The sequence below is a fragment of the Novosphingobium sp. B-7 genome (genome assembly GCF_000410615.1).
In the GTDB taxonomy this organism is placed as follows: Bacteria; Pseudomonadota; Alphaproteobacteria; order Sphingomonadales; family Sphingomonadaceae; genus Novosphingobium; species Novosphingobium capsulatum.
Map to the genome: position 1 here is coordinate 1 of NZ_KE148363.1, position 12,496 is coordinate 12,496.

At 58.2% G+C, this 12,496-nt stretch carries 11 protein-coding genes and 1 pseudogene; 11 read left to right on the forward strand and 1 reads right to left on the reverse strand.

Annotation, left to right across the window (positions count from 1 at the left end):
- The first annotated feature begins 765 nt into the window (after positions 1 to 765).
- From H926_RS27720 to H926_RS0114405, 10 genes are all read left to right on the forward strand, one after another.
- Positions 766 to 1,068 carry a hypothetical protein gene (locus tag H926_RS27720; RefSeq protein WP_022676933.1) on the forward strand — a complete coding sequence of 101 codons (303 nt, stop codon included), beginning with the start codon at positions 766 to 768 and terminating at the stop codon, positions 1,066 to 1,068.
- A 496-nt stretch (positions 1,069 to 1,564) separates the two neighbouring features.
- Positions 1,565 to 2,731, forward strand: a complete 1,167-nt coding sequence (locus H926_RS0114365; RefSeq protein WP_022676934.1) for a nucleotide sugar dehydrogenase — start codon at positions 1,565 to 1,567, stop codon at positions 2,729 to 2,731.
- A gap of 38 nt (positions 2,732 to 2,769) precedes the next feature.
- Positions 2,770 to 3,669 (forward strand): glucose-1-phosphate thymidylyltransferase RfbA, encoded by a 900-nt coding sequence (rfbA, locus tag H926_RS0114370; protein ID WP_022676935.1) that lies wholly within the window; start codon positions 2,770 to 2,772, stop codon positions 3,667 to 3,669.
- A complete protein-coding gene (gene rfbC, locus H926_RS0114375; RefSeq protein ID WP_022676936.1) occupies positions 3,666 to 4,211 on the forward strand; it encodes a dTDP-4-dehydrorhamnose 3,5-epimerase in 546 nt (181 codons plus the stop codon). Before rfbA ends, rfbC begins: the two co-directional genes overlap by 4 nt.
- On the forward strand, positions 4,208 to 5,065 hold the full coding sequence (gene rfbD / locus H926_RS0114380) for a dTDP-4-dehydrorhamnose reductase (RefSeq protein WP_022676937.1): 858 nt from the start codon (positions 4,208 to 4,210) through the stop codon (positions 5,063 to 5,065). The genes rfbC and rfbD overlap by 4 nt, the downstream gene beginning before the upstream one ends.
- Positions 5,058 to 6,128 (forward strand): dTDP-glucose 4,6-dehydratase, encoded by a 1,071-nt coding sequence (gene rfbB, locus H926_RS0114385; protein WP_022676938.1) that lies wholly within the window; start codon positions 5,058 to 5,060, stop codon positions 6,126 to 6,128. Before rfbD ends, rfbB begins: the two co-directional genes overlap by 8 nt.
- A gap of 347 nt (positions 6,129 to 6,475) precedes the next feature.
- Positions 6,476 to 7,543 carry an acyltransferase gene (locus H926_RS0114390; RefSeq protein WP_158441989.1) on the forward strand — a complete coding sequence of 356 codons (1,068 nt, stop codon included), beginning with the start codon at positions 6,476 to 6,478 and terminating at the stop codon, positions 7,541 to 7,543.
- Between the two features lie 49 nt (positions 7,544 to 7,592).
- Entirely contained in the window at positions 7,593 to 8,738 is a 1,146-nt protein-coding gene (locus tag H926_RS27725) for a glycosyltransferase family 4 protein (protein ID WP_022676940.1), read from the forward strand.
- Positions 8,731 to 9,918, forward strand: a complete 1,188-nt coding sequence (locus H926_RS0114400; protein ID WP_022676941.1) for an endo-1,4-beta-xylanase — start codon at positions 8,731 to 8,733, stop codon at positions 9,916 to 9,918. Before H926_RS27725 ends, H926_RS0114400 begins: the two co-directional genes overlap by 8 nt.
- 7 nt (positions 9,919 to 9,925) lie before the next feature.
- Positions 9,926 to 11,092, forward strand: a complete 1,167-nt coding sequence (locus H926_RS0114405; protein WP_082209171.1) for an acyltransferase — start codon at positions 9,926 to 9,928, stop codon at positions 11,090 to 11,092.
- A gap of 158 nt (positions 11,093 to 11,250) precedes the next feature.
- Here the strand turns inward: H926_RS0114405 and H926_RS0114410 are convergent.
- Positions 11,251 to 11,496 (reverse strand): annotated as a pseudogene (locus tag H926_RS0114410) (transposase domain-containing protein); the annotation flags it as partial.
- 498 nt (positions 11,497 to 11,994) lie between these two features.
- On the opposite strand from H926_RS0114410, the gene H926_RS0114415 reads away from it, so the two are divergent.
- Positions 11,995 to 12,387, forward strand: a complete 393-nt coding sequence (locus tag H926_RS0114415) for a transposase (protein ID WP_158441990.1) — start codon at positions 11,995 to 11,997, stop codon at positions 12,385 to 12,387.
- The last annotated feature ends 109 nt before the right edge of the window (positions 12,388 to 12,496 follow it).

Genomic DNA, 12,496 nt, shown 5'->3' on the forward strand with positions numbered 1-12,496 from the left:
GGCAGCCACAGGCGGACCGACAGGACCGGCCAGAGGCCGGGCCAGGTGTCAGCGATCGTACCGGCGATGCCGACGAGACGGCGCAGCCGGGTCGGCTGGAGCACAGCGGAAGGAGAGCGCGGTCAGACCGAGACGGCCTGCGACACCATACCCACATCGCCCAAAGTCCCTTTCGCGCCCCCGAACGCCCAAGACGGAAACGCCACAGTAACCGGTGATCACCTAAGGCAGACTGCGGCAGGCTACGCTTGCCAGACAGGTCCCACCGCGCGACATCTGCTACCCGCGCGAAGCCACAATCGACGCAGCTATGCGCCGGCGAAGCCGATAGAGGGGGCATAACGGTCCTGGCTGTCGTCTGCAGGAAGTGGAATGCCGAGGACGTCCATCAGCCCGGCTAGGCCTCCGGGGCGCGTCGCTGGAGGAAAGAGCGCCAGCGGCGCGAATACGGCCAACCTCCGGCGGCATATCCGCGGCTCACGCCGGTCTGGCATGAACAATTGGTTGGTTCAAAACGCCTGCCACGAGGCTAACAACGCGACGCAGCGTGGCAGGCGCCTGCTTCGGGAGAAGGCGCAGCCGCTTGCACGATATGGCTATGCCCCCCAACCGGCGTGGCAGCTTCGTTGGGTGCACGAATGAAGAACAATGGCGCCAGAGGTCGTGAGAAACAGACGAGCCCGACGAGCAACGACAGCCCTGCATTGGCAACCGCACAAAGCAATATCCCCTAGCCATTCCTTCGCACATGCAGCATGATGGGCCATGACCTTTGTTGCCCGCTATCATCACGTTATCGACCAGATTGTTGCTGCTTGCCCCGCTCCGGACAAGTTCGCGCACACTTATGCGGGCATGGCGATCTGGACGATCACACTGGCACTGACCAGGAAGCGCATGGGACAAGCGCTGCCCTTGCTCATGGTGATCATACTGGAAAGCGGCAACGAAGTGCTCGATGCGCTTTACGCTGGCCGCGTCGATATCCCTGACACGCTCGGCGACTTCCTAGCTACCTGTTTTTGGCCCGCCATCCTTTTTGCGGTGGGCCGAGCGCAAAAACGATGATGTGAAAGCCTTATTTGCCCGAGCGAAGAATTGCTATTGCGAGAACAGCCGGCGCGGCAATCGCCCCATACGATACCCGGCTTCCATCCGCACTGACCTACCCAGCGTTGACAACATGGCACGATCCGCCTTGTTGGGCAATTCCTGCCATCAAGCGTGGCAATCAGAGGTTCGAAGCCCCCCAGAACATCACTGTGGCAAGATCAAAGCGCCCCAGGGTTTTTCCCCTCTACAAAATTACCCGACTGCCACCGCGCGCCGTTGAGTCCTCCCGGACTGTGCGCATCAAGCCACCATGCTGCCCAGCCCCAGCCTCAGCCCCCACAAAGTCGCTGACTGTGCAATTGCAGCATAAAAGCGTTGACGGTCTTGCTCTCGAGATCGCATAGACGTTTACGTGAAAGTACGGCGACGACTGGCGCCGAAAGCCAGGTCAACGAGCGCAGGTGCTGGCAAGCTTGCCAGGCTTGCGCATAACTTGCGTGAGTAGCTCGGAATGAAGATCGCAGTTTTTGGCCTGGGCTATGTTGGGCTATCCAATGCCGTGCTGCTAGCACAGCACAATCAGGTCGTTGCGGTCGACATCTCTGCCGACCGGGTCGCATTGCTGAATCAGCGCAAGTCCCCCATTATCGATGCCGAACTCGAAGAGTTTCTGGCGAGCCGCTCGCTCGACCTGACAGCGACGCTCGATGCGCAGTCAGCACTTGAGGGGGCCGGCTATGTCATTGTTGCCACGCCGACCAACTACAATGTTGAAACCAACAAGTTCGACACCTCCTCGGTCGAAGCCGTGATCCGGCTGGCGAAGGAGCATAATCCGGCTGCCACGGTGGTGATCAAGTCCACCATTCCGGTGGGCTTCGTGGCCGACGTACGCCAGCGCCTGGATACCGAACAGGTAATCTTCAGCCCTGAGTTCCTGCGCGAAGGTCGCGCGCTCTATGACAACCTCCACCCTTCGCGCATCATCGTGGGCGAGGAATCCGAGCGTGCGCGCGTCTTTGCCGAATTGCTACGCGAAGGCGCAGTGAAGAAGGACGTGGAGGTACTGTTCACAGGGCCAGCCGAGGCAGAGGCGATCAAGCTCTTTGCCAATACCTACCTGGCGATGCGTGTGGCCTTCTTCAACGAGCTGGACAGCTATGCCATTGCCGGCGGCATGGACACACGCCAGATCATCGACGGCGTTTGCCTCGATCCTCGCATCGGCGCGCACTACAACAACCCTAGCTTCGGCTATGGCGGCTATTGCCTACCCAAGGATACCAAGCAGCTTCTCGCGAACTATTCCGAAGTGCCACAGAACCTGATCCGGGCGATCGTCGATGCAAACCAGACACGCAAAGACTTTTTGGCCGATCAGATCATTGCCCGCAAACCGACGAAGGTTGGCATTTTTCGCTTGGTGATGAAGGCAGGGTCCGACAACTTTCGCCAGTCGTCGATCCAGGGAATCATGAAGCGGATCAAAGCGAAGGGCATCCAGGTCGTCGTTTACGAACCATCGCTCCCCGAAGAAGCGTTCTTCGGATCTCGTGTGGTTCGCGATCTTGAAGCCTTCAAGCAGGACTGCGACGTGATTATCGCGAATCGCGTGGCGCCCAGCATCGCTGACATCAGACACAAAGTCTTCACACGCGATATATTTGGGTCTGACTAATATTTTTGACTGCACTCCATCTATAATGAGGGATTAAATTGAGAAAGGGTATTATTCTCGCCGGAGGGTCCGGAACTCGCCTTTACCCCCTCACACGAGGGGTTTCGAAGCAGCTGATGCCCGTATACGACAAGCCAATGATCTATTACCCTTTGTCAGTTCTTATGCTGGCTGGAATTCGGGAAATCCTGATTATCACAACCCCTCACGACCAATCCTCTTTTAAAAGTGTGCTGGGTGACGGGTCCAGCTTCGGCGTGGAGTTGCAATATGCGATTCAGCCCGAGCCGGCAGGGCTCGCTCAGGCTTATCATATCGGCGCCAACTTCGTGGGTGAAAACCCGTCAGCGCTGATTTTGGGCGACAACATCTTTTATGGCCACGGCCTGCCCAATCTGCTCAGCAGCGCTTGCGCACGTGACAAGGGCGCCACCGTATTTGGCTACTACGTCAGCGATCCGAAGGCGTACGGCGTTGTCTCATTCGATACGCAGGGTCGCGCCGAGACTATCGAAGAAAAACCAGAAAACCCCAAATCTAACTATGCCGTAACCGGCCTATACTTTTACGACAACACGGCCGTCGCGCTGGCTCGTGATCTTAAGCCCAGCCCGCGCGGAGAGATTGAGATTACAGACCTCAATCGGCTTTACCTTGAAAAAGGCGAGCTCTCCGTTGAAATTATGGGCCGGGGCTATGCCTGGCTAGATACCGGGACCCATGGCTCGCTGCTTGACGCAGCCAACTATGTACGGATCATTGAGGAGCGCCAAGGCCTCAAGATCGCGTGCCCCGAGGAAATCGCTTGGCGTCAGGGTTTCATTGACGACGCGCATTTGGAGGAGATAGCGGCGCCGTTGATGAAAAGCGGTTACGGCGCATACCTGCTCAACCTACTGGATAAACGTGATGCTCTACTTGAAGGAATGAGCCCGTGAACGTTACTCTGACTGAAATAGAAGGACTTGTAGTCATTGAGCCACGCGTGTTCGGTGACGATCGGGGCTTTTTTATGGAAAGCTGGAACCGCAAGCTGTTCGCAGATATGGGTCTAGATATAGACTTTGTTCAGGACAACCATAGCCGTTCCGCCAAAGGCGTATTACGAGGCCTTCACTACCAACAGCCCCATCCGCAGGGCAAGCTGGTTCGGGTCACTGCGGGCCGGGCATGGGATGTAGCCGTAGATCTGCGCGCCAACTCGGTTACTTTCGGTAAGTGGGTAGGCGTAGAGCTTTCGTCAGAAAACAAGCGTATGTTATGGGTACCGCCCGGTTTCGCGCACGGTTTTGTCAGCCTGGAAGATGGCACAGACTTCCTTTACAAGTGCACCGCCTTATACGATCCCTCCAGTGAGCACTCGCTGATGTGGAACGACCCTGGGCTAGGCATCGAATGGCCGCTGGAAGGCATCGAACCCCAGCTCTCTGCCAAGGATAGCGTTGGCAAACCTTTGAATGCGGTGGAGCCTTTCGCATGAAGGTGCTGATCTTAGGCGGCAAGGGCCAACTCGGTCGTAGCTTGGCGGCAACGGCGCCTATCAACGCCGAGATTGTCAGCCATGACGTTGACACGCTAGACGTCACCGATCCTGTAGCCGTTCGCGCAGTTACCAGGGATGTGCGGCCGGACTTGATCTTCAACGCCGCTGCTTACACCGCAGTTGACAAGGCTGAGAGTGACGAGGCCGCAGCCTATGCGGTAAATGCAACAGCGGTGGGAAACCTTGCCGCCGCTGCTCACGACGTCGGCGCGCGCTTTACTCATGTCTCAACTGATTTCGTGTTCGACGGCCTCTCTGGTTTGCCCTATAGCCCAGATGCACCAACGGCGCCGCTGAGTGTATACGGGCGCACAAAACTGGCAGGCGAGGTACTGGCCGGCGAAGATGCGTTAATTGTCCGCACAGCTTGGGTCTATGCCCTTACCGGCGGCAACTTCGTGCGGTCCATGCTCCGCTTAATGAGCGAACGTCCGGAAGTACGGGTTGTCGCCGATCAGTTTGGCACACCCACTTATGCCCCCGGTCTCGCTGCAGCGCTATGGACATTGTCGATCAACGGCTTCACTGGCGTGCATCATTATACCGATGCGGGAGCTTGCAGCTGGTACGACTTCGCGGTCGCAATTCAGGAAGAAGCCTTGGGTGCCGGCCTTTTGAACGACGACGTCCCGGTCATTCCAATCAACACGTCGGATTATCCCACTGCGGCACGGCGCCCTCACTTTTCGGTGCTAGACAAGACCTCAACCTTTGCAGCCTTAGGCGGCCCCACACCGCATTGGCGCGCAAATCTTCGGACCCTGATTGCTGAGATCAAAACCAATGGCTAATCTGATCGTCACCGGCGGCGCTGGTTTTATCGGCGCGAACTTTGTACATTACCACAACAGGGTTACCCCGCAGGATCGCATTGTTGTGCTCGACCTGCTGACCTATGCAGGTAACAAGTATAACCTTGATGGCCTGGACGATGTCCTGCTGATAGAAGGCGACATCTGCGACACGGATTTGGTGTCCAAGATCATAGCCAACCACGAGATTGACTCGATCGTACATTTTGCGGCCGAGAGTCACGTCGATCGTTCGATCACTGGCCCCGATGCCTTCGTGGCTACCAACGTGGTTGGCACACATAGTTTACTCAAGGCTGCGAAGAAGGCTTGGCTCGACCAAGGCACTGGCAAGGCGCATCGCTTCCACCATGTCTCGACTGACGAAGTTTACGGTTCGCTGGGCCCAAACGATCCTGCATTCAATGAAACAACGCCTTACGCACCCAACTCGCCTTATTCCGCGTCCAAGGCCGCTAGTGACCATCTCGTTCGCGCCTATCACCATACGTATGGTCTCGATACCACCACTAGTAACTGCTCGAATAACTATGGTCCATTTCAGTTCCCCGAAAAGCTTATCCCACTGTTTACACTAAACGCGCTAAACGGCAAGCCATTGCCAATTTACGGCGACGGCATGAATGTGCGCGACTGGCTCCATGTCGAAGACCACTGCCGCGGCATCGAGGCGTGCCTTACCAAAGGCAGATCAGGTGAAGTCTACAATATTGGCGGTGGTCAGGAACTACCCAATTTAACAGTCATCGATGAAATTTGCCGAGCTGTCGATAATGCTTTCGCTGCCGATCCCAATCTCGCGCAACGTTTCCCAAACGCCCCTGCCGCGCGCGGACGGAAGAGTGAGGAACTCAAGACGTTTGTCACGGATCGGATGGGGCATGACCGCCGCTATGCAATTGACGAGACCAAGGCCCGCTCGGATTTAGATTACGTACCCGCGCGCGATTTCCGTCAGGGCTTTGCCGAAACACTGTCATGGTATCTTTCGCGCGAAGATTGGTGGCGTCCGCTGCTCAACCGAGCTGCGTTAATCCAGTAGGGATGACGGCTAGGGCATCGCAGGCATGTTTGATAGTCGATCCTGAGCCTCGTTTCCGGGCGAATGCGGCTCAATCATTTCTTGTCTCGTCGATCAACCAGAACAATGCCGACAGGCGTGAGCACCAGTCAACCAAGATCAGCATGATGATAATTGATGCCGATAACTGAAAACATCCAAGTCAATTTTCAGAATCCTTAAATTTTCCTCAAACAAATATTTTAGGAAATCTAAAATGGGAAAATTATAATCACTTTGAAATTTCGATTGGTAAGTTATGCCAGAGCCAATGCCGTCAACGTATACATACCATGATGCCAATGCGTCCAGGTAATAAGGGGCAAGCGTTGAACACAGCAATAGGAAGCCGGCGCGAATATGTGACGCTTAACGCGATCCGCGGTGTTGCCGCCATCACGGTCGTCCTGTTCCACGGCGTGGCGTTGGTTGGGATGGTGGTGCCGCGCGGTTATCTGGCAGTGGACCTGTTCTTCGCGCTGAGCGGTTTTGTCATCGCGCATGCCTATGCTGCCCGCCTAGCGAGCGGCCTTTCGCTGTGCGACTTCTTTGAAGCACGGCTAATTCGTTTCTGGCCGCTTTATGCGCTAGGGTTACTCCTGGGACTGGTGCGCGAGGTGGCGCTACTACTGACGGGCAACCGGTTCGCACTACCGCCCATGACGCTTCTGGGCGGCGCGCTGGCCGGGCTGTGTTTCGTGCCGTACCCACTGCGCGCGCGCGGTGGCGACCTATTTCCGCTAAATATTCCCAGCTGGTCGCTATTCTTCGAACTGCTGGTCAACGTACTGTACGCGGTAGCGCGGCCGATACTGGGGACGCGAGTGCTATGCGGAATTATCCTCATATCGGGAATAGCTTTCGTGGCGCAGGCTCCGGCCGAGGGGATCGGCCATATTGGTGTGTCGATCGACACCTTTGCGGCAGGCTGCGTTCGGACCATCTTGTCCTTCACAATCGGGGTGCTGCTCCATCGGATCCAACTGCGGAAGATACGGGTGCCCGTACCGCTGCTGCTGCTACTTGTCGCGGCAGCGCTCACCTGCCCATGGGGCGGTCTCACCTATGATCTTGCCTTCGTCTTGCTGCTCGGGCCACTGATCGTCATATTCGGTTCCGCGGTCGAGCCGGGACCGCGCTTCGCGCGATGCGCAACATGGCTCGGTGTCATCTCATTCCCACTTTACGCGGTACATCGGCCGATCCTCAGCTTCGCCGAGGCGGCAGCCCCGCATTTTCCGTTGCGGCAGACGGTGATTGGATGGACTACACTCGCCGTTTTAGTCGCGCTCTCGGCATCGCTGGCTCATTGGTTTGACGCGCCGGTGCGCCGTCGTATCGTTAGCGTCATGCGCGCCCGCATCCGCCGCGGTCCTGTGGAAAATGCTGACTCCTAGACTCTTGTGTGCACCGCAACATCGCTCTAAAGCAGAACAGGAGTAACAGATGGCTCGGATTGCACTGCTCACAAGCGAATTCGCCCCCTTCCACGGCGGGATAGGTGCTTATGCGCGCGAACTCGCTGTCGCCAGCGCCGAGTCAGGCCATACGGTGACTGTGCTGGCCCCCGACTACGGAAGAGACTGCACTGCCATCGACGAAGCACTCCCATTCACGGTACGCCGATTCGCGAGCGGCACCCCGACTATGCGCGGGCTGCCCCGCCGCATCTTGGAGACGTGGCGGCTGCTTGGGCGCGAGCGGTTCGATATAGTCCACGCTGCTGACTGGCCGTTTTTCATTCCGTTAAGCCTCGCTCGGTCACGGCTGCGCGGGGCGCGCGTGCTCCTGACCGTCCACGGGACCGAAATCATCTATATGCAGGCTCCAAAGCGCCGGGCGATGCTGGATGCGATCGGCTTCTGGCGGCCGGAGTGGGCCCAGTGGATCGCCAATAGCAGCTACACAGCCAACCTATTGCTGAAGCATTTTCCGCAGATCCCCCGGGCGACGGTGCGTGCGATCCCGCTGGGCGTAGCCCCACAGTGGACGGCGGGTCGTACCGAACGGGGCAAGGCCCGCGCAGCGCTCAATGTCACCGACGATCGAATTGTGATCGTCTCACTGGGTAGGGTCGTACCGCGAAAAGGACATAGGGTAATAGCAGATGCGCTTGCTCGCCTGGCGCCTGGGATTGCGGCGCGGATCGACTGGTGGGTGATCGGCCCACGCCTTGATGACGACTATGCTGCTGCGCTGGACGCTACTACCCGCGATCTTGCTGTTAAGACAGTCTTCTTCGGCGGCCTGCCCGATACCGATGTACGGTTGCGCCTTTCGGCCGCCGACCTGTTCTGCCTGCCGGGTTACCAGGATACTAGCGGCCGGGTAGAGGGGTTTGGACTGGTATTCCTTGAGGCGGGCGCCTATGGTGTTCCTTCCATTGCGACGCGATCGGGTGGTATCCCTGAAGCGGTGAACGACGGCGTTACCGGCCTGCTGGTTCCCGAACACGACCCGGCAGCGCTTGCGGAAGCAATCACGGAATTGGTCGACGACTCTGCGTTGCGCGCGCGCATGGGTGCTGCTGCGCAGGCAAAGGCGTATGCCGCGACTTGGAATGCAGTGATGCGGAGGAGCTATGATGACTGACGATACGTCCGAGCCCTTTTTCACGCGTCGCATGGCGATGGCCGGGGCCGCATTTGCCGCCGTACCGTTCATTGGCGATGCTTCCTCTTCGCTGCAGCGCATCTCCGTACCGCACGTCTCGCTTCCGCCGCCCAGCGGTAGCCTGCGAGCGCGCGCCGAACGCAAAGGGCTACTGGTCGGCACGACTTTCGACGTAGAGCAGTTCGGCGACGCTGCCTATATCGCAGCCATTCGGCGCGACTGCAACATCCTGGTCCCCGGCAACGGATTCAACTGGACGCGAATCCAACCTCGCCCAGGCATGCCGCTGGACTTCAGTGAGGTAACACCTGTTTATCGTCTAGCGCAGCAAATTCACGCCAGCATGCGGATGCATGCACTCGTCTATGACTTGACGACGCCGCGTTGGGTCAAGGACTTGGTGCCCACGCTTAGCCGAGAGGCGACTGAGAAACTGCTGACCGACTACATCCAAGCGGTTCTCGCCGTATGGGGCGACAAAGTTGTCCATGTCGAAGTCGTGAACGAACCAGCCTATGACCTGTCCGGCCGCTATCGGCCGTTTGCCTTTTCTGACAAACTGGGGATGGATTATATCGACATCGCCTTCCACGCGGCGCACGCGGCTGCACCCAATGCGATGCTGTTCACCAATGGAGCGGCGCTCGAACATCACGAACGGATCTTCGACATATTTCGCGACGGCATGCTGAACCTGCTAGAGGGGATGGTGAAACGCGGCGTGCCTATACATGCCGTTGGGCTTGAAGCCCATTTGATGACCGATCGCGCCTATCGTTCCCAAGATGTCGACGTATTTTTGCGCCGGATTACCGACCTAGGCCTTAAGTTCATGATCACCGAGTTTGACGTTAACGATCGTGGCATCGCTGGCGATGTCGCTGCGCGCGATGCGGGAGTGGCGGCGCTCGCGAAAGACTTTCTCGACATCGCGTTCAGCTTTCCGCAGTGTCTCGGCATCGTCACATGGAACGGCGCCGACAACTACAGCTGGCTGCGCAAGCTGACCAAGGAAGGTGACGGGCCGATCGACCGCCAACGCGCCGACCGACAGCCACTCCGTCCGACCCCGCTCGACGATACGATGCACCGCAAGCCGCTATGGAGCGCGATCGCCGCTGCCATCGACGGCGCGCCTGAGCGCGCCACCACGGCCTGATCCCAACATGAGGCATTCCACCCTCCCGTCTGGTGCCACCGCCGCCTGCTCCGCCACGACCAATGGCAACGATACCAACCTGTTCCTTCCCGCTGAGCGGATGGCGGCCGGACCGGGCTATATTCCAAACCTTGATGGATTGCGCGCACTCAGCATTCTGCTTGTCCTGTTCGCCCACTATATATCAGATCGACTGTTTCCGGGCGGGCTTGGGGTGTATGTCTTTTTTATTATTAGCGGGTTCCTCATCACCCGCCTGCTGTTTTCCGAGCGCAAGGCGCACGGCAAGATCAACCTCACCAGCTTCTATGGCCGCCGCTCTTTACGCCTCTATCCAGTCGTCACCGTCTATACGCTAGTCGTAATTGCGATCTATCTCATAACCCGTACTCCCATCGATTGGCTCCAGCCCCTATCGGCGTTGTTCTATTTCGCCAATTATCTCTATTCCGCACGCATGCTCGATCCGTTGGCGCCGGTACCAATGCCGTTCGGCATATTTTGGTCGCTATCGCTCGAGGAGCATTTCTACCTCGCTTTTCCACTGCTGTTCGTTCTGTTGCGCGGGCGGCCGCAGGCGCTCGTATTTGCTATGATCGCAATATGCGTCGCATGTCTAGGATGGCGGCTGACGACAGCGCTCCTTCATCCTGAATACCTGCATACCAATATCATTTTCGTGCGTACCGATTTCCGCGCTGATTCTATCAGCTACGGCGTACTCCTCGCTGCCTTGTGCGAAACGGACGCCGGCAGGCGCTTTATCGTTGCACTCAGCCGACCCATGCTGTGGGTAGGAGCGCTGGGCACCATCCTGATTTGCCTTGCGATCCGCGAACCTTTTTTCCGCGAAACCGTACGCTACAGTCTCTTCGGCGTCGCACTGGTATTGTTGATCGCGTGTACCCTGTTCGACGCGCGACTGAAACCGATACAAGTCTTGCTTAACCATCCCGTTTTGGTTTGGCTTGGCCGGCTGAGTTATTCGCTGTACGTCTGGCACTACCTACCGCGCCTGCTCGGGCCGATGCTGCTGGGCGTCGCGCCGCTGATGGGAGTGAGGATCGCATTCGACCTTGGCTTGGCCCTCGTGGCAGCGCTCCTCTCCTATCACCTAGTCGAAAGGCCGATATTAGCGTTGCGCCGCAGAACGATTCATCGGAACGCTTCGTAGTCGCTTCCTAGTGGATTGATCGCGACAAAAGAGTCCGATCGAAGGATTTCCATACGGCCGCCGACCTTTCAGATTGTGGCATACAAACGGGTGTCGAGATCGAGGTCACTGCGGAGGACAGCCGGCGGCTTGAAGCGATTGTTGCGTAAGCGACGTTCTCAGGCCACGGCAATCCAGGGCATGAGTTCGCCGACGGCGTTGGCTGGAAGACTGCTGGCGAGCTTGGCGAGGGTCTGAGCCAGCCAAGTGTGTGGGTTCACGCCCGAGATTTTGCAGTTCTCGATAAGCGTAGCGATCACCGCCCAGTTGTCGCCGCCCTCATCCGAACCGGCGAAGAGCGCGTTCTTGCGATTCAGGGCCAAGGGCCGGATTGATCGCTCGACGGTGTTGGAATCCAGCTCGACGGTAACCGTCCGGCGAGCCTTGCGATTACCCACATCTGCCGAGCTCAGCGCCGATCTGGATGTCGGCGAGGCGTCTGATGCCTCGCCATATGACTGTGTTACCTGGTGGCGGGTCGGCCTTTCTGGCGAGGTAACCACCGAGACACGCCAGCTTGATGAGATAGAGCTCGAGGGTGGCTGGCTTTGCGTTCCGGTTGCCGGTTTCGCAACGAGTTGGTCGAGGATGATGATCTCGCTTGCTGTAAACGCAACTGTCGGGCTAGCCTCGGGATCTGCCCGGGCTGCCATAGTCATCCAGAGTACGCGCCAGCTGACGATGCAAAAGAGTGCCACGAGATTGGCCAGACGATCAGCAGTGCGCAGCTTGGCGTCCTCGGCGCGACAGCCGGATTTCAGGATTTTGTGGAAGACCTCAATCTTCCGTAAACGCCGACGGACCCCGGCCTTGCGCGGCATTGGGGTAGCGTAGATTTCGCGGGGCAGATGGAGGCCTTGCGAGTGGAAGGAGAGCAGTCAAACGAGCCTCGTATGGGCGCTCGCCGGGATGGTGGAGCGGTCGTACGGGCGGAACGTCGCCGGAATTGGAGCGATGAAGAGAAGCTGGCGATCCTGAAGGAGACGACCCAGCCCGGCGTGATTGTGGCAGCGGTTGCCCGTCGGCATGGGATTGGGACGGGTCAGCTCTACACGTGGCGCAAGCAATTGCTGCGCGGCGCGATGGCAGGCTTTGTGCCGGTTGAACTGGTGCAGCCAGAGCCTGCGGGCAAAATGGTGGACACTGGCCGGATCGACATTCGGCGTGGTGGTGGTTTCACGGTCTCGGTGGACAGGCTGGTTGACCGCCAGGCCCTGCGACTGGTCCTCGAGATTGTCGGGGAGCTTGAAGGTTGAGCCTGACGTTACCGCCCTCGGCGAAGATCTATCTGTCGCTGGCGCCATGCGACATGCGCAAGGGATTTGACGGGCTGTCGGCCCAGGTTCGCAATATATTGCAGCTTGA